Genomic DNA, 18,602 nt, shown 5'->3' on the forward strand with positions numbered 1-18,602 from the left:
CGGTTTAATCAGAATAAGCCAGTTGTTGTTGAAGCCAGCCCAATAGTGTTTCAACCGATGGCGTTAATCCTGTTATTTTCCGCCATATCAGGTAAATATCATTATTATCAAGTTTTGTTGCTGCCGCTAAAGAGACCAGTCGTCCCTCAGAAATAGCATCTCTAGCGAGTACAGATTTAACTAACGCAATGCCAAATCCTTGTTCTGCAGCTCTCACTAGCAATCCGGCATCATTAAATAATGCCAATTGACGACCGTAGCGTGTTTGGTGATGGGCTTGAAACCATTGAGACCAAGATGTGGCCTCGTGCTCTAGTAGTGGCGTCGCATCGTTTCCAGCCGCAAAGGCGAGTTGCCATTTCTTGCTTATTTCTGGTGAGGCGACAGGCATGACCTCTCCAGAGGCAATAAGCTGCTTTTGTACCCCCGGCCATTGCCCATTGCCAATACGGATAGCCGCATCAAGTCCTTCGCGCTCTAAATCACGCACCACGAGCGAAGCCTCAATATCTAACACTATTTCTGGATAAGTTCGCTGAAACTCTGCCAATCTGGGTAAGAGCCAGTAGTGGGCAAATGAGGGGACCACGCTAATACGCAGGGTTCTACATGTGGCGATACGTCTACTTTGACTAATTGCTTGTTGTAAACTGACTAAAGCGGGCTCAGTGATGGCTAATAATTCACGGCCTGCAGCGTTGAGTTGTATTCCTCGGCCATTACGTTCAAACAGCGGATAACCGATGGCCTGTTCAAGCTGCTTAATTTGTTGACTGATAGCACCATGAGTCAGATTAACCTGTTTAGCGGTTGCACGTAGATTCTCTAGCCGAGCAGCAATGACAAAGGTGGGTAAAAGATGGAGAGGGATACGATTATTTATCATTGGTTAAAATATCTATCCAATAAGGTTACTTTTTATCGATAGTATCACTGAAATCAATAAATTATAGTGCCATGTAACATTTAACGGATAGAAAGGAAATAACCTATGCATTGGCGCCTACAACAGGATCTTGATAATTATCCCGAAATACTCAATTGTGCAACTCAGTTAGCTCAAAATTTTCTTTCCGGATTGGACCGACGTTCGGTCTGCCCGCCATTGATGGATCAACAGATCAAACCAGATGATCAACAATTGTCACAAGAAGGAAAGGGGGCTGTGGCTGCACTAGAGTACTTTTGGCACCATTATGCCGCTGGATTATCCGCCAGTGCCGGACCACGCTATTTTGGCTTTGTCACTGGTGGCGTCACACCAGCTGCCTTGGCGGCTGACTGGTTGGTTAGCACGGTTGACCAAAATAGCCAATTGAGCCATGACACAGTCGCGGCAGCTATTGAATTGGCGACTATTGAACAACTAAAAATATTGTTGGGTTTACCCGCACAGTTCAGCGGCAGTTTTGTTAGCGGCGCAACAATGGCCAATTTTGTGGGTATTGCGATTGGCCGCCAGTGGTTAGGGCAACAACAAGGGGTTGATATCGCGCAGCAGGGGGTGACTGCTTTAGGGCCTATTCAGGTGCTGTCTGCTAATGCTCATTCCAGTAGTGTAAAAGCGCTCAGCATGTTGGGGCTAGGACGCGACTCATTAAAAGTCATCGCCAGACAAAAAGATTCAGAGGTCATTGACACCGTCGCGTTGGAACAGCACCTTGCGGCGACGCAAGGCATACCGACAATCGTGCTGGCAAGCGCTGGAACAGTCAATACTGCGGTTTTCGATGATTTACCCCGTTTATTGGCGCTACGTGAGCGCTATCCATTCTGGTTGCATGTCGATGGCGCTTTCGGCGGGGTTGCTGCCTGTTCCCCTATTCATGCTCATCTATTAGCAGGGTGGGAACAAGCTGATTCAATTACCGTTGATGCTCATAAATGGCTGAATGTGCCTTATGATTGCGCCATTCAATTTACGCGTCACCTGGCATTACAACTGCAGGTATTCCAAAATCATTCAGCTTATTTAGAAGCGCCGACATTGCGTCCTGATAACTATTTGCATTTGACGCCAGAAAACTCGCGACGCTTTCGCTCTTTGCCGCTATGGATGGCACTGAAGGCCTATGGTCGTCATGGTGTGCAGGAGATCGTCGAGCGTAACGTGACATTAGCGAGGCAGTTAGGTCATCAATTGGCGGCAAGTGAAGGGTTTTGTCTATTAGCACCGGTGAACCTGAACGTAGTCTGTTTTGCCCTAAAAAATATTTCGGGTGATGCGGCGATGACTCGTGATCGTTTTCTTTCATATTTGGACCAACAGGGCATAGTCCGCTGTACACCCACTCAGTATAATGGGCAGCCCGCCATTCGTGCGGCATTAGTGAACTGGATGACACAAGAGCATGACATCCAGTTGGCGCTGGAATCGTTGCTGGCTTGTCGGGCGCAGATTGATTAACCCGCTATTGTTCCTGCCTCTGGGATTTGTGTGGGTTGGCAGGTAGAATGCGGCGGTCAGTTTTTCTGGCAGAGCATTTATGTCTATCCACTAAATAATTCGAGTTGCAGGAAGGCGGCGACGCAGAGAATCCCCTGGAGCTTACACCGGTAAGTGACCGGGGTGAGCGAGGAAAGCCAACACACATGCAACTTGAAGTATGACGAGTATATCCACATTACAGAAGGCAGAAGCAATGCACTCTAAAAATAATATGAATAACAATAAATTAAAATCCTCTCCAATTATTGTTGCCTTGGATTACGCTGATAGAAATGCTGCCTTGGCTTTTGTTGATCGTATTGATCCACAAGATTGTCGACTCAAAGTGGGTAAAGAGATGTTTACCTTGTTCGGGCCAGAGATGGTGCGCGACCTTCATCAGCGTGGGTTTGATGTTTTCCTCGATTTGAAATTTCACGATATTCCTAATACCACGGCTCATGCGGTAGCGGCAGCAGCAGAACTGGGGGTATGGATGGTGAATGTTCATGCCAGTGGCGGTGCTCGTATGATGACCGCAGCAAAAGAGGCCTTGCAACCTTATGGTGCTGAAGCGCCTTTACTGATTGCGGTGACGGTACTGACCAGCATGGAGGCAGATGATCTGCGTGCTATTGGTATTGATCTAACCCCGGCAGAGCAGGCAGAAAGATTGGCGCGTTTGACGCGAGATTGTGGCTTGGATGGGGTCGTGTGTTCTGCGCAAGAAGCGATGCGTTTGAAAGCCGCCTGTGGCCATCAATTTCAATTGGTCACACCGGGTATCCGCCCTGAGGGCAGTGCAACCGGTGATCAGCGCCGTGTAATGACACCGGTACAGGCGGTTGCAGCTGGCGTAGATTACTTGGTAATTGGCCGCCCGATTACCCAATCAGCTGATCCTGCCGCCACACTGAGTGCTATTCGTGCTTCGCTGAAGATAGGGGGGTAGCATGAAGGAGAGTAATAGCCGCTTGGTCTATTCCACCGACACCGGGCGCATCAAGCAGGAAGAAATCAAACCACAGAGAGCGATTGGCGATGGCATTGTTCGTATTCAGCGCCAGACCAGCGGGCGCAAGGGAAAGGGGGTTTGTCTGATTACTGGTATCACTCTTGATGATACTGAGTTGGATAAACTGGCTGCTGAGTTGAAGAAGAAATGCGGCTGTGGCGGCGCGGTAAAAGAGGGCGTGATTGAGATTCAAGGTGATAAGCGCGAACTACTTAAACAGTTGCTTGAAGCCAAGGGAATGAAAGTTAAACTGGCGGGTGGTTGAAAAACAGCCATGCCGCAGTGGTTTGCTGCGGCATAATCAAGAGAGCTTAAAAAGTACCCTCAGTTCAACAGTGAATAAATTCAGGTTTATTTGCTCACTTGATGACCAATAATACCGCCGACAGCGGCACCACCAAGAGTTCCTAACGTGCTACCATTGGTTAGCACTGCACCACCAACTGCACCAGCACCGGCCCCTATGGCAGTATTACGTTGCTGTTTTGACATATCTGCACAGGCGCTTAAGGAGAGGGCAAGCGTGATGCTAAGTGCGACAGTCACTAAACGTTTATTCGTCACCATAATATTTCTCCTGATAGGTTACACCAGACAGTTACCCAAAGTGGAATATGAATTGTTGTGGCCTATTATAAATAAGTATTGTCCACTAACTTTTTTCTGTATAGCTGGGAAGTAAAAAATGTTGCAGGCGGTTTGTTCGCCTGCAACGGGAATATCGAAGAGAGGGTATTCAATAGGCCATAGACTGAAATAGCCAGTTGAATGATTATTACTTAATTTTGCTGCCTAGATCCTGCACCTCACGCCTCAGTTCGTCTATCTGACCGAGTTTATTGTCCAACTGATCGATTTGACGTTTCAGATCGTTGATCTCACCAAGCTTATTATCAAACTGATCGACTCGACGCTTCAGATCGTTAATCTCGCCAGATTGATTGCCTGACTGGTCGGCTTTGCTTTTTAGTTCATTGATTTGACTAACTTTTGTGCCTAACTGTTCGACTTGCCGTTTCAGATCGTTAATCTCGCCAGATTGATTGCCTGACTGGTCGGCTTTACTTTTTAGTTCATTGATTTGAGTAACTTTTGTGCCTAATTGTTCGACTTGCCGTTTCAGCTCGTTAATCTCAGCAGATTGATTGCCTGACTGGTCGGCTTTACTTTTTAGTTCATTGATTTGAGTAACTTTTGTGCCTAATTGTTCGACTTGCCGTTTCAGATCGTTAATCTCAGCAGATTGATTGCCTGACTGGTCGGCTTTACTTTTTAGTTCATTGATTTGAGTAACTTTTGTGCCTAATTGTTCGACTTGCCGTTTCAGCTCGTTAATCTCAGCAGATTGATTGCCTGACTGATCGGCTTTACTTTTTAATTCATTGATTTGAGTAACTTTTGTGCCTAATTGCTCGACTTGCCGTTTTAGATCGCTTATCTCGGCAGATTGATTGTTTGGCTGGTTGACTTTACGCTTCAGCTCGTTAAGTTCGCTGAGTTTATTGTCTAACTGGTCAACTTTATGCTTTAGTTCGTTTAACTCAGCGGGCTTCTTATCTGGTTGACCCAATTTACTCTTAAGTTCGCCAATTTCACGGTCTTTTGCTTTGAGATCTTCCTTTAATTTATCGAATTGGCTGGTCATTTCTTGGAGTTTCTGCTGACTTTCTTTTGCCAGTTTGTCAGTTTTTTCTAACTTATCTAACGTATAATTTGAGATGATATAGCCTGAATAGTGCGTATCCCAAAGGAGTAGGGTATTTTCACCGTTTGTCGGCCCTGATCTGCCTGGCTGTAATTCTCCAGCAGCATTGACGTTGCTCATCATTACTAAACTAAGAGTTGCAGATGACAATAACAAGCTAATTGGTTTTTTCATATGTAATCCTTTTACACTAACCAACTGAATACTCCCTCGGCGAATAAGATCGCGAGGGAGAACTATACCAAAGTTCAATGAAGTTGCAGGTAGGCGGCAAGGGAATCCCGATGAGTTCACTTGGGTAAGTGATTCGGGTGCACGAGCGTAGCCAACACCGCTGTAGCTTCATTGGGATGGGTATATGCGCTAAATAATTCGGGTAGGGGCAGTGGCTTCATCAACAGCAAAGGCTATCGTCGTGCCGCTGAAAGCTAAATCAGAAGCGATAAATAAATCAGTCAATTTACGCATAACTATTTCCTAAAGTTCGCCTTTTATTTGGAGCGTTGTCTGTAAACATCGCTCACCAACGATACAACGATATACACGTTTATAATTCAGGAAAGCTCATGGGGATGTTGTCGTGAAGTAATAATATAGCGCCGAATATAGAGTAATTTTATGGAGTGTAAATATTTTAAAATCAAAAATCACTTTATCGGTCAATTATGGATAAATTATGAATAATGTGTGAGTTATTAGGCTGTTTTTATACTCTAAATAATTCGAGTTGCAGGTAGACTGCAAGTTCGAGACAAATGGGTCAGAAACCGATTTGAACGCCGGTGGTGGCGGCCCCGTAGGGGATGAGTCTCATGGATGAGACGAGTAACCGCAGCTAATACCCATGCAGCTTGGCGGATGACGAGTATAAAAGTTATTCATTGACCAGATCGACTTTGATGCCTTGACGTTCTAACAATTGCTGGTAGCCAACTGATAGACGTGCATCGGTAATTACGCGTCCAATATTATTATTAGTGGCAGTTAATGGGTTAGGTTGAATTTGACCGAATTTTGATGAGTCGGTCAATACAATACTTTCTACACCTTTGGCCAAGATGGCATTGGCAATGTCAGCACGCATCATATCGCGGCCAGTAAACCCGGTTTCTGGATGATAACCATCCACCCCAATAAAAGCCTTACTGAAGTGGACTTGCTGTATACAAGCGCGTGTTAACGGGCCGACAACGGTTTCACTTTTTTTCTGGTATAACCCACCGAGCACGATGACATCACAATCAGTTTCTTTCAATAAATGAGCAATATAGTAACTGACGGTGATCAGGGTGACACGCTTGTTCTCAGCCAGATAGCGGGCCAGGAGCGCATTACTACTCCCGCTTTCGATAAAAATGGTTTCGCCATCGTTAACCAATGAAGCGGCATATTGCGCCAGTTTCTGTTTGAGCGCGAAGTTAGACATCATGCGGGCATCGACATCATCACTCTCTAAAGCAATGGCAGAGCCATGAACACGTTTAAGGTAGCTACGTTTTTCCAACAGGTTGAGATCCTGGCGAATGGTTACCTCAGAAACACCGGCAGCGCGGGCCAGTTCGCTGACGCTAATGCGGCGGCGGTCATTCACCAAATGTAGAATGGTTTGTTGTCTTGAGTTCATAGTAGCCTGATAGGCGGCCACCTGGCAGTGGCCGCAATGATTTACTGATTAAAGAGTATGCTCTGTTCGCGCAATAATATCATCCTGCGCATCAGGAGATAATGCGGTAAAGAAGGCAGAATATCCAGCTACACGTACCACTAAATCACGATATTGATCAGGATGCTGTTTGGCAGCCAACAGTGTTTCCCTAGAGACAATGTTGTACTGTACATGCCAGCCATGGTAAGACTCAAAGAAGGTGCGCAGCATCAACATCAGTTTTTCGCGGTCACGTGGATTTTCCAGTGTTGATGGGTTCAGCTTCTGGTTGAGTAACACCCCACCTAGAATCGCCTCGGTGGGCAATTTTGCCAGCGAGTTAAAGACAGCGGTAGGGCCAAGGTGGTCGGTCCCTGATGCCGGGCTGGCACCTTCAGCCAATGGGGTATGGGCTTTGCGGCCATCCGGGGTTGCCATGGTTGCGGCACCAAATGGCACGTTAGCCGAGATAGATGAGGTTCCTGCATAGTAAGTTCCGCCAATCGGGCCACGACCAAAGCGGGTATTGTGGTATTGCTTCAGTTCATCGATATAGGTCTGATAGGCACGTACCAGCAGTTGATCAACATCATCAACATCGTTGCCGTACTTAGGTGCTGCGTTGATCAGGCGCTGGCGTAGTTGCTCGCCATCCAGACCGGCAAAGTCGTTCGCCAGTGCTTGTGCCAATTGCTGTTGGCCAATAATCCCCTGATCGAATACCAGTTTACGCACCGCCTCCAGGCTGTTGCCAAGGTTAGCGATCCCCACTTGCAGGCCAGAAATCCAGTCATACTTGGCGCCACCTTGCTTGATGCTCTTGCCACGTTCGATACAGTCATCCACTAATGCGGAGCAGACGATATCATGAGCATTTTCTTCCAGCACGGTATCGACCACACACTCAATCTCGATGGATTTACGGGTGTAATAGCGGATCTGTGTATCCCAGGCAGCCAGTACCTGGTCGAAATGGCTAAAGTTGTTTTTGGATAGCGACAGTTCCTGTGGCAGGAAAATTTTACCGGAGGTAGCATCACGGCCTTCCTCTAAGGCGGCCAACATGACACGAGCAAAGTTAATAAAGCTCATCCCAGTGCAACGATAACCCCATTTGCCACCTACAGCAGTTTCGATACAGCCGATCGCGGCATAGTCGTAAGCATCCTGTGGCTCTACCCCCAGTTTAATAAACTCAGGAATAACGATTTCATCATTGTTGAAGGCTGGCATACCGAAGCCACAGCGGATCACCTGCACACAGGCATCAAGGAAGTCATTACTCATCCCGGCGTGATAACGCACACTCAGGTTTGGCTGCGTTGAACGCAGGCGGCCACAGGACTCCAAAATGGTATAGGAGAGCGGGTTAACGGCATCGCAAGGTTGACCATTGACCAACTTCTGTCCACCAATGGTCACGTTCTGGTACAACGGGCTACCCGCAGAGGCTTTAGAGTGCGAACCAGAACGGATTTTGTTGACTTCCAGCAGCTTTAACCAGCAACTGTGCAGCATCTCAATGGCTTTTTCACGGGAGAGAGTCTGTTCCAGTTCAACATCACGGCGATACCAGGGATAGAGATATTGGTCGAGACGAGCAAAGGAGACGGAATGGCCATTAGACTCAATCTGTAGGAATAGCTGGATGAAGTAACAGAGTTGCAAGGCTTGCCAGAAAGTTTGTGGCGGCTGGTGAGCGATCAGTTCACAGTTATTTGCTATGGTCAGCAACTCTTCGCGCCGCCAGGTCCGTTGTTCGGTCTGTGCCATCTCTCGAGCCAATTGGGCAAAGCGTAGAATATGGTCACTCAGCGCCGCCAGAGCAATATCAATGGCTTTAAGGAACTGCTCCTTATGCAGGTCATCCCAGTCGGTAAGCTGAAGGCGTTCACGGCGTTCAGATACCTTCTCACGTAGGCCATCCAAGCCTTTCGCCAGTAACAATGGGAAGTTAACCGCCAAGTGAGCATCACCGGAGGTCATATTACCTTCTGCTTTGATGATCCCGGTTGCCAACAGGGCTTTTTGCTCATCAGTGAACATCCCGTAGCAGCGATCCTGAACGGTTTGACCACGCCACCACGGGCATAAGGCATGTAATACTTGTTTGTTCTCTTCGCTCACCGAGAAGCCCGCACCGGGGCGATCTGCCAGTTCGTCAATCTCACTTTCAATCCAACTGACGGTATATTCCGGGAAAATTGGGGCGGCACGTAACTGACTGGCCTGATTACCGATAATCAACTCATCGTTTTTGATCCAGATGGTGCGTTTAGCCAGGTGATTTGCCAGTGCTAGCGCACGTCTGATCGGCAGCGGTTTATCTTGTTGCTGCTGGTAGACTTCCGTGTAATGTTGCGCACGTTCGGTGCAGACCGGGGGTTTGACGATATGAATCAGCGCAAGTTTGTGTGCCCGAGTGCGCTCGGTCAGGGTAGTCAGGTCGAGTGTTGTCATGGTGTTATCCTCGTAAAATAGCAGTCAGACCTTTGTCGTTGGCATAATTTTCGGCATAGGTCAGCAGTTCAGGATCATCAAGAGGGGTACGGGAAGCGTAATAAGGTGCGCCGAGCAGATGGTACTTATTGATACCTAAGGTGTGATAAGGCAAAAAGTGGATTTCTTTGACACCCACTTCGTCAGCGGCAAAGTCGGTAATGGCACGGATAGAGTCGCGGTCAGCATTGAAATCAGGGATCAGCGGGACACGTATGGTGATCTGAGTACCTGCCGCCGCCAAACGGCGGAAATTGTCCATTACGCGCTTGGCTGAGCCATCTGTCCATTGCTTGAAACGCACTTCGTCCACATGCTTGAGGTCTGCCAGCATCAAGTCTAGCCAAGGTAAAGAGGGCGCAATATAGGCCCAAGGGGTGTGCAAGCAAGACTCTACCGCGGTATGGATCCCGGCTTCGCGCCCACGTTTGAGCAACTCAGCGGCGATCTCGGGTTGCATAAAGGGTTCACCGCCTGACAGCGTTAGGCCGCCGCCGGTACGTAAATAGTAAGGCTTGTCTCGCATGACTTCAGCCATAACGGCATCAATGTCGATGAGCGAACCACAGACGCTTAACGCACCGGTTGGGCAGCAATCGGTTAATGCATCATAATCAGCCACAGTCAATTGTGAACGTTGTAACGCTAACGATGTTTCATCAAGGCGGGTAATGGCGTGGGGACAGCACTCACTACAGAGTGTGCATCCCGCAAGGCACAAGCGCTGATCGAACAGTAATTCCTGTTGCCGAGAACGGCTCTCCGGGTTTTGGCACCAACGGCAACCCAGCGAACAGCCTTTCAGGAATACCACACTACGGATGCCTGGGCCGTCATGGGTTGAATAGCGCTGTAGATTAAATAGCATGGGTCACCTTTATGAATGTAGGTCGCTTGGGATCTTCTTACGTAAATTTAATATCTTTCGAATGAAAGTTGGTTTGATTTTAATCAACTAATGAGAGGTTATTTCCATTATCATGTCCACAGCTTGAATTCATCCACAAAAGACTCAGGAGAACGATATGGAGCTTTATCTGGATACCGCTGATGTGACAGCGGTTAAACGTTTGGCGCGTGTGTTGCCGTTGCACGGTGTAACGACTAACCCCAGCATTGTTGCCAAAGCGGGTAAGCCTATTTGGGAAGTTCTTCCGGCACTACGTGATGCCTTAGGTGGCACCGGTAAGTTATTTGCTCAAGTGATGGCAAACAATGCAGAGCAAATGGTTGCGGAAGCCGTGCTGTTAAATCAGCGTGTATGCGGTTTGGTGGTTAAAATACCGACCACCGCGGAAGGGTTGGCAGCTATCAAACAGTTGAAATCCATGTCGATTCCAACACTAGGCACCGCGGTCTATGGTGCCGGGCAAGGATTATTAGCCGCGCTGGCTGGGGCTGAGTATGTCGCGCCTTACGTTAATCGCCTGGATGCTCAAGGGGGTGATGGTATTGAAATGGTACATGAATTGCAGCAGTTACTGACACTGCATGCGCCTCATGCCAAAGTCTTGGCTGCGAGCTTTAAAACTCCCCGTCAAGCGCTGGAGTGTCTGCTGGCTGGTTGCCAGTCCATCACTTTACCGGTGGATGTGGCGGAACAATTCATTACTACACCTGCAGTGCAAGCGGCAGTAGAGAAATTTGAGCAGGATTGGCAAGGGGCTTTTGGTTCGATGCAACTGGGTTAAATAACCTGACAATCAGGGCTCTGTGTAGCGCCCTGATTGTCAAACGACAGGCCTGTCAGCTGGCAGGCTTGTCAGCTGACAGGCTTGGCAACAACGCTGCGGGTTTCCATACGGACTTCAGCAATCTTGACCTGTAAGGTATCACTCTGGCGATAAATGACTTCGCCTTTTACCTGAACCGTGCCAGCTTCCTGGCTACAAACCATTTCATCGCGTACTGCGTGAATAAAAGAGGCGGGAATAAAGGCAACGGCCCCGTTTTCCAACAGACGTACACGCAGGCCACCACGAGTCACATCGATAATTTCCGCATTGAAACGCTGGTCACTACCGGCTTTATCTTTCAAAAAGCGAGCATATAACCAATCACCCACATCACGTTCAGCCATGCGGTTCAACCGTCGACGCTCGGTCAACTGGGCGGGTAGTTCATCTTGTGGTTTTTCAGTCACTTGTTCAGTGATAATACTTTTCAGCAAACGATGGTTGATCATATCGCCATATTTACGGATTGGAGAGGTCCAGGTGGCATAGGCCTCCAAACCTAAACCGAAGTGCGGTCCTGGTGTGGTGGATATCTCGGCAAAAGTTTGGAAGCGGCGGATACGGCCATCAAGAAACTGCGTTGGTTGTGCATCAAGTTTGCGACGCAGTTCGCAGAAACCTGTCAGGGTAAGCAGTTTTTCCCCTTCAGCGGCAATATTATTGGCCTGCAGAACCGTGACCGCTTGCTCGACCAGGGCAGGGTCAAAGCCGTTATGGACGTTATAGATACCAAAGCCGAGATGATCACGCAGGACTCGCGCGGCACAAACGTTGGCCGCAATCATGCACTCTTCAACAATCCGGTTGGCGGTACGGCGTTGCTCACTGACAATCTCCAATACATCGCCTTTCTCGCCTAAGACGAAGCGATAATCTGGATGATCTTTGAACACCAGGGCGTGTTGATGGCGCCAGCTATTACGGCGATCACACACCTGCTTTAGCAAGGTGACCTGCTGGGTAATCGCTTCATTAGGTGGTTGCCAGCCAGCAATACCATCCAGCCAGTCGGAGACCTCGTCATAGACCAATTTGGCTTTGGATTCGATCTCAGCAGCGAAGAAGCGGATATCATCACACAATGCGCCATCTGCGGCTATTGTGACACGGCAAGCCAGCACTGGGCGGCGCTGGTTAGGGCGCAGTGAGCAGAGATTGTCTGATAGATCCCGTGGCAACATGGGAATATTGAAACCAGGAAGGTAATTGGTGAAAGCGCGCTTGCGGGCGATATCATCCAGAGGACTGCCTGGCTCGACATAAGCGGTAGGGTCAGCAATGGCGATAGTTAATTGCAGTGATCCGTCACCGTTATCCTGTACCAATAGCGCATCATCCATATCCTCGGTACTGGCGCTGTCAATGGTAACAAAGTTCAGTGCGGTCAGGTCTTCTCGTGGCAGTGTGCGGTCATAATCACCGATGGCGACCATTTCTGGTGCTTCTTTTTCAAGATTATGACGCGCCAGCGTGACCCACCAAGGGGCGAAGTGGTCTTCACCGTCAGTGATAAATTGGGTTACATCTGCGTAAAAACCCCGATCACCTCTTAGCGGGTGACGGCGCATTTCGGCTATTACCCAGTCACCGGTTTGCAAATTATGCGTCAATTCACGTACTGGACGGCACTGGATGGCTTCTTTCAACAACGGGTGGTCAGGGATGATAGCGAGGCGATCATCTTTTTTCTGTATCCGACCAACAAAGCGCGACAGGAAAGGTTCAACCAGTGTTTCCGGTTCGGCGATTTCACGTTCTTTTTCCGTATGTAAAGTGGCGACAATACGATCACCGTGCATCACTTTTTTCATGTGCGGTGGCGGAATAAAATAACTTTTTTGGCCATCAGCTTCTAAAAAGCCAAAACCTTTCTCAGTCCCTTTTACTACGCCTTCAACACGTGGGGTTTGAGAGTGAAGTTGCTGTTTAAGCTGCGCCAGCAGCGGATTATCTTGAAACATATCGTCCAGTAGATAGGTTGTAAGTGGCAATATTTGCGGCAGACATTTTTACGCGAATCATCAGCTGCGGGCAAGTTTAACCTGTCGGTTTTCTCATGTTAATAAACAGACGGCAAAACCGACTTAACCGTTCATTTAATGGTGTTGGCAAAGGCGTGCGGTGACCACGCCTGAAATGCCGTATTTAAAACCGGGCGCCATCACGCCGCCAGGCATCTGCCGTTAATGCCTCACCAAAATGACCGGCAATCAGTCGCTTAGTAAGATCGTGTAACGGTGCAGCCAAGACTTCGGCGGTGCTTCCACGCTCTACCACTTCACCTTCATGCATCACCATCACCTGATCGCTGATATGTTTCATCATTCCGAGATGTTGCGTAACGTAGATATATGAAATCCGATGTTTTTCTTGCAGTTCCAGCATCAGGTTAATGATTTGCGAACGCATCGACATATCTAGCGAAGCCAAGGCTTCATCGGCAATAATCACTTTAGGCTGTAGGATCAGGGCCCGGGCCAGCGCCACACGCTGTTTCTGCCCCGAGGCGAGCATATGCGGATAATAGTAGGCATGATCGGGCAACATGCCCACTTGACGCAAAGTTTGATTGATACGCGCCTCGCGTTCGATGGCATCAAACTCGGTATTCAAACGTAATGGTGCATCAAGGATTTGGCTGATACGCTGGCGCGGGTTGAGCGAAGTACTGGGATCTTGGAAAATCATGCGGATCCGCTGGCTACGGTAACGATAATCACCAAATTCTAGCCGGTGGTCATCAATCAGCAATTCACCGGAAGAGGGCTCAACCATACCGGAGAGCATTTTTGCCAGAGTGGATTTACCGGAACCATTCTCTCCAATAATCGCCAGCGTCTGGCCTTCACGCAGCGTAAAACTGACCGGTTTGACGGCTTCAACATGTTGGCGGCGGAATAACCCGGTGCGGTAACGATAGGTTTTTGCCAGATTGCGCACTTCCAATAGTGTTTCCATATTACTGCTCCTCCATGTTCAATGGAAAGTGGCAAGCAAAGAGACGACCTCTTACTGAGCGCAGGCTGGGGGTTTCAATACATTTTTTCTGTGCGTAAGGGCAACGAGGCCCGAGTCGGCAACCTATTGGCAAGTGCTCCAGCGAGGGAATAGCCCCTGGCAAGGTGTTCAGGCGACTTTTATGAGGCAGTGAACGGCCAAAATCTGGCATGGCACGGATCAGGGCTTGTGTATATGGGTGATGCGGCGCAGCAAGCAAGTCTTCGCATTGCGCGCTCTCAACGGTTTGACCGCAGTAGAGCACATTGACCCGATCCGCCCATTTACTCATCATCTGCAAATCGTGACTGATCAACAAAATGGTGGTGTTATTGTTCTGATTCAATCCAGCCAGTAGGCGGAAGATCTGTGCCTGGGTCGTTGGCTCCATGGAGTTGGTTGGCTCATCGGCAATCAGCAATCTGGGTTGATTGGCTAACGCGATGGCGATCATCACTTTTTGGCATTCACCTTCGGTTAACTCATAAGGAAAACTCCCCATAATATCTTTATGGTCCTTAATACCTACACGATGCAGCAACTCAATCGTCCGGCGTTTACGCCAGTTAAACCGTTGCCACCAACGGCCCTTATAAGTCCAGCGTGGGATCGCCTGCGCTATCTGGCGACCAATGCTTTCAGAGGGATCGAGACAGGATTGGGGTTCCTGAAAAATCATCGATACATCGCGGCCAACCAGCTTGCGTCTTTCCCGCGGAGTAAGTTTCAACAAGTCGATATCGTTAAAGCGAAAGCGGTCGGCAGTAACGTGCCAGTTATCATTGGTGACGCCGCAAATTGCTTTGGCGATCAAACTTTTTCCTGAACCGGATTCCCCGACCAGACCGCGGATCTCACCTTCGGCCAGTGTTATGCTGATGCGATCAACCGCTTTAACCGGCCCTTCAGCCGTCATAAATTCGATGGTTAAATTGCGAATATCAAGCAGCGCCATTATTTCACCCCCGCATTAATTGCACGGCGCATACCGTCACCCAATAGGTTGACCAGCAACACACTGAGCATAATAGCGGCACCCGGTAACATCACGGCCCAAGGAGCCACGTAGATGAGCTCCAGGGAATCGCCTAACATTGCCCCCCACTCGGGGGAAGGGAGTTGCGCACCGAGATCAAGGAATCCCAGCGCGGCAATATCGAGAATAGCCATCGATAGCGCACGGGTGAATTCAGTTGTTAGCACAGCGGCAATATTCGGCATAACGGCATACCACAGGATTTGTAATGTGGAAGCGCCATCTAAACGTGCAGCCACCACATACTCTTTTTCCAACTCATCATGCACGGCGCTGTAGATGGTACGTACCATGCGAGGTAACAGCGCCAGCCAAACCGCCAACATGGCGTGCTCAAGCTTTGGCCCGATAAATGCGACTACGATAATTGCCAATAGTAAGGAAGGGATAGACAGTAATGTATCAAGAATATGGTTCAATACTGCTGAGAGCAGGCCACGGGTCACCCCAGCGAAAACCCCCAGAATAACGCCAACCACAGCCGCGGCGAGCGTGACCAACAATGCGGAGCCGAAAGTGGCAGCGGCACCATTTAGCAAGCGGCTGAGAATATCGCGCCCCAAATCGTCGGTACCCAAAAAGAACGACACATTGCCGTAACGGGACCAAGAGGGCGGCAACAATTGAGAACCTAAAAACTGTTGATCCAGCGCATAAGGTGCCAACAGGCTGCCAAACAGGGAAAGCAGCAACAGGCTAATCACGCCATACAAACCAATCATCGCCAAGGTATCAGCGTAAAAAATCCGCCAAGTGTAAAGCGCCGGACTCGGCATTTTCTTTTCGCGATAGACATTATCGAAGGGCATACCATTCCTTATGTTTTAGCGGGTTGGTGGCAGCACCAAGAATATCGGCCAGCACATTGATGGTAATCACCAGTGTACCGATAACCATCACTCCAGCAGAGATAGCCGCAAAATCTTGTTGGCGGATAGCGCTAATCAACCAGCGGCCCAAGCCAGGCCAACTGAAAACGACTTCGGTGATCATAGCCAGTGTGAGCATGGTAGAAAACTGCAATCCAAGTTGTGGAATGATGGGGGGCAAAGCATTATGCAGAACATGACGATGAATAATGGTAAACCGCGATAGCCCACGAGTTGCCGCAGCTTTGATATAGTTTTGGCCGAAAACACTGTCGGTACTGATGCGCATCAGACGGATCACTTCGGTAATCGGCGCAACCGCCAGTGCGGTAATCGGTAACACCATATGGCGCAATGCGCTGGCGATCATCTCGCTGCGATAAGGTGAATCGGAGAGCCAGGCATCAACTAGCGCCAAGCCAGTGACATGATCTACCTGATAGAGCATGTCAAAACGCCCAGAAACCGGCAACCAACCCAGGTGTAGTGAAAAGTACAGCATTAACAGCAAGGCCAGCCAAAATACAGGGATTGAAAAACCCAGTAGTGCAAAGGTACTGATGGCGGTATCTTGCCATTTGCCACGCATCACCCCCGCAATAAGCCCCAAAGGGATCCCGATGAACAGTGCCATGGTAAAGGCCAGAAAACACAATTCCATGGTGGCAGGGAACACTTCTCTTAATTGCTCGCTGATGGCCTGACCATCGATGCTGGAAATACCGAAGTCGCCATGCAGCAAGCTGGATAAATAGAATTGATAGGCATCCAGCAGAGCAGCGCCATTAAGTGGCGCTCGCGGGGTAAAATAGCTTAGGCTGAAGCTGACCAGGGTCAGTAAGAATAAGGTGATCAACAGCAGCAACAGGCGGCGTAAGATAAAGATTATCACTTTTTCACCTCTTCCGTTGTTGACTCACGGTATACCCCAGCAAATGACGCATTACCAAATGGGCTCAATACCAGGCCTTTAATGTCATAACGGTAGGCTTGTAGACGTAAAGAGGAGGCCAATGGCAGCACCGGTAATTGCTGCTCAATAATTTTTTGCGCCAATTGGTACTTGTCGATACGTTGCGACAGTTGCTGTGATAGCAATGCTTGTTGGAGTAATTCATCAAAACTGGGGTCGCACCAATGAGCGTAATTGGTCTGTGAGCGAATTGCCGCACAACTGAGCAATGGGCGGAAGAAGCTGTCTGGGTCATTACTGTCAGTGGACCAGCCTGTCAGCGTCAGATCGTGATTCATCTCCATCAGACGAGCTTCCTGAAAACGACCTTCTATCGGCACAATAACCAGATTAATACCCACCTGGGCCAAATCTGCCTGCAACAGTTCTGCCATTTTTAATGGGCTTGGGTTGTAAGATTGAGAGGCAGTGGGGACCCACAGTGTCAGATCCAGCGATTCAATGCCTGCTTCGCGCAATATTTCACGCGCCTTGGCTGGGTCGTATCCGGTTATATGGGTATCGTTATTATATGCCCAGGAGGCTCGCGGCAATATGGAGGCTGCGGCTTCCGCGGTGCCATAGTAAATTGACTGCATCAAACGCTGATTATTGATGGACAAGGCAATCGCCTGGCGAACTTTCAGATTGTCGAGTGGCGGTTTGCGGGTATTAAAAGCCAAGTAGGCGATGTTCATACCGGGTCTCAGGGTCAGGCGCAGGCGAGGGTCGTCACGCAGAATTGACAACTGACTGGCGGCTGGGTAAGCCAGTACATCACACTCACCGGTGAGTAACTTGGATAAGCGGCCAGTCCCCCCACGCCGGTATCGATCACCACCTGGGACATCCGAGGTTTCCCTTTCCAGTAGAGATCATTGCGTGCCAGACGGATGTATTGCCCGGAGCGGTACTCACTCAGCAGAAAAGGGCCGGTACCAACAGGTTCACGGTCAATCATACCGGGTGTATTGTTCAACATCAGTTTTGTGGCATATTCCGCTGAGAGCACTGGGGCATAATGTGTTGCCAGGTGCCAGAGGAAAGAGGCATCAGGGGCTCGCAGGCGGAATTCGACGGTATAGTCATCCAGTTTCTTTACGCTTTGTACCGAGTCCACAAACTGCAAACTGTCGAAATAGGGGTATTCACCGCCATTGACGTTGTGGAAGGGATGCTCAGGGTTAAACACCCGCTCAAAGCTGAACACCACATCGTCAGCATTCATTTTACGTGTCGGTTGGAACCAGGCTGTGGTCTGGAAAGGCACGTCTCTACGCAGATGAAAACGGTAGGTTGCACCGTCATCCAGTATCTCCCAGCTCTGTGCCAGCTCCGGGATCAAACGATAGGTATAGGGGTCAACGCCTAATAACCGGTCATATAATTGGGCGGCTAGAGTATCAACGGTCAAACCGCTACTGGCCATCTGGGGGTTAAAGGTATTCAACACCCCGTTGACACAATATACGAAACCGCTCTGGCGGATATCCGCTGGCGCTGATGTTGTTGCTGGTGTTGTTGCAAAAGCAGCGGTTGCAAAAGCAGAAGTTGCCAGGCAACTCAGCGACATTATCCAAAGAGGTAAAGCACGCATAGACGTTTCATGGGTTATTAAGCAATAGTGTTATTGTATCGCACTATGGCGAACAGCCCAAACCCTTGAATAAAATGGTTGCGATTTCTACGACATTAAACGTGAGTATGAAACGCGCCCAGT

General features: G+C 49.0%; 15 protein-coding genes and 1 pseudogene. 4 read left to right on the top strand and 12 right to left on the bottom strand.

Annotation, left to right across the window (positions count from 1 at the left end; genetic code table 11):
- Positions 1 to 4 precede the first annotated feature (4 nt).
- Positions 5 to 886 carry a LysR substrate-binding domain-containing protein gene (locus ACX9GV_RS08220; RefSeq protein ID WP_473197694.1) on the bottom strand — a complete coding sequence of 294 codons (882 nt, stop codon included), beginning with the start codon at positions 884 to 886 and terminating at the stop codon, positions 5 to 7.
- Positions 887 to 991: 105 nt separating this feature from the next.
- Between ACX9GV_RS08220 and ACX9GV_RS08225 the strand changes: the two genes are divergently transcribed.
- The 3 genes from ACX9GV_RS08225 to yciH all read left to right on the top strand — a co-directional run bounded on the left by ACX9GV_RS08225 (position 992) and on the right by yciH (position 3,708).
- Entirely contained in the window at positions 992 to 2,407 is a 1,416-nt protein-coding gene (locus tag ACX9GV_RS08225) for a pyridoxal phosphate-dependent decarboxylase family protein (protein WP_473197695.1), read from the top strand.
- Between the two features lie 235 nt (positions 2,408 to 2,642).
- Positions 2,643 to 3,380 (top strand): orotidine-5'-phosphate decarboxylase, encoded by a 738-nt coding sequence (gene pyrF, locus ACX9GV_RS08230; RefSeq protein WP_473197696.1) that lies wholly within the window; start codon positions 2,643 to 2,645, stop codon positions 3,378 to 3,380.
- A 1-nt stretch (position 3,381) separates the two neighbouring features.
- Positions 3,382 to 3,708, top strand: coding sequence for a stress response translation initiation inhibitor YciH (gene yciH / locus ACX9GV_RS08235; RefSeq protein ID WP_473197697.1), 327 nt, complete (start codon positions 3,382 to 3,384; stop codon positions 3,706 to 3,708).
- Positions 3,709 to 3,794: 86 nt separating this feature from the next.
- On the opposite strand, the gene osmB is transcribed toward yciH, so the two are convergent.
- From osmB to ACX9GV_RS08260, 5 genes are all read right to left on the bottom strand, one after another.
- Entirely contained in the window at positions 3,795 to 4,010 is a 216-nt protein-coding gene (gene osmB, locus ACX9GV_RS08240; RefSeq protein WP_023491667.1) for an osmotically-inducible lipoprotein OsmB, read from the bottom strand.
- Positions 4,011 to 4,218: 208 nt separating this feature from the next.
- Positions 4,219 to 5,322, bottom strand: a complete 1,104-nt coding sequence (locus ACX9GV_RS08245; RefSeq protein WP_473197698.1) for a hypothetical protein — start codon at positions 5,320 to 5,322, stop codon at positions 4,219 to 4,221.
- A 700-nt stretch (positions 5,323 to 6,022) separates the two neighbouring features.
- Positions 6,023 to 6,772: a DeoR/GlpR family DNA-binding transcription regulator gene (locus tag ACX9GV_RS08250; protein ID WP_023491671.1), complete on the bottom strand. Its 750-nt coding sequence runs from the start codon at positions 6,770 to 6,772 to the stop codon at positions 6,023 to 6,025.
- Between the two features lie 48 nt (positions 6,773 to 6,820).
- Positions 6,821 to 9,253 carry a formate C-acetyltransferase/glycerol dehydratase family glycyl radical enzyme gene (locus ACX9GV_RS08255; RefSeq protein ID WP_473197699.1) on the bottom strand — a complete coding sequence of 811 codons (2,433 nt, stop codon included), beginning with the start codon at positions 9,251 to 9,253 and terminating at the stop codon, positions 6,821 to 6,823.
- A 4-nt stretch (positions 9,254 to 9,257) separates the two neighbouring features.
- Positions 9,258 to 10,160, bottom strand: coding sequence for a glycyl-radical enzyme activating protein (locus ACX9GV_RS08260; RefSeq protein ID WP_473197700.1), 903 nt, complete (start codon positions 10,158 to 10,160; stop codon positions 9,258 to 9,260).
- Positions 10,161 to 10,317: 157 nt separating this feature from the next.
- Here ACX9GV_RS08260 and fsa point away from each other — a divergent pair, with 157 nt between their 5' ends.
- Positions 10,318 to 10,983 carry a fructose-6-phosphate aldolase gene (gene fsa / locus ACX9GV_RS08265; protein WP_023491674.1) on the top strand — a complete coding sequence of 222 codons (666 nt, stop codon included), beginning with the start codon at positions 10,318 to 10,320 and terminating at the stop codon, positions 10,981 to 10,983.
- Positions 10,984 to 11,054: 71 nt separating this feature from the next.
- Here the strand turns inward: fsa and ACX9GV_RS08270 are convergent, their stop codons facing one another.
- From ACX9GV_RS08270 to sapA, 6 genes and pseudogenes are all read right to left on the bottom strand, one after another.
- Entirely contained in the window at positions 11,055 to 12,989 is a 1,935-nt protein-coding gene (locus tag ACX9GV_RS08270; protein ID WP_473197701.1) for an exoribonuclease II, read from the bottom strand.
- Between the two features lie 184 nt (positions 12,990 to 13,173).
- The gene (gene sapF, locus ACX9GV_RS08275) at positions 13,174 to 13,986 is read right to left on the bottom strand and encodes a putrescine export ABC transporter ATP-binding protein SapF (protein WP_473197702.1); all 813 of its coding nucleotides are present in this window, start codon (positions 13,984 to 13,986) and stop codon (positions 13,174 to 13,176) included.
- A 1-nt stretch (position 13,987) separates the two neighbouring features.
- Positions 13,988 to 14,980: a putrescine export ABC transporter ATP-binding protein SapD gene (sapD, locus tag ACX9GV_RS08280; protein WP_023491677.1), complete on the bottom strand. Its 993-nt coding sequence runs from the start codon at positions 14,978 to 14,980 to the stop codon at positions 13,988 to 13,990.
- The gene (gene sapC / locus ACX9GV_RS08285; protein WP_023491678.1) at positions 14,980 to 15,870 is read right to left on the bottom strand and encodes a putrescine export ABC transporter permease SapC; all 891 of its coding nucleotides are present in this window, start codon (positions 15,868 to 15,870) and stop codon (positions 14,980 to 14,982) included. The genes sapD and sapC overlap by 1 nt, the downstream gene beginning before the upstream one ends.
- Positions 15,857 to 16,822, bottom strand: a complete 966-nt coding sequence (gene sapB / locus ACX9GV_RS08290) for a putrescine export ABC transporter permease SapB (protein WP_023491679.1) — start codon at positions 16,820 to 16,822, stop codon at positions 15,857 to 15,859. Before sapB ends, sapC begins: the two co-directional genes overlap by 14 nt.
- A pseudogene (gene sapA, locus ACX9GV_RS08295) lies at positions 16,819 to 18,479 on the bottom strand (ABC transporter substrate-binding protein SapA). The gene sapB and the pseudogene sapA overlap by 4 nt, the downstream one beginning before the upstream one ends.
- Positions 18,480 to 18,602 lie beyond the last annotated feature (123 nt).

Source organism: Serratia sp. 25CWL12 (assembly GCF_055790885.1).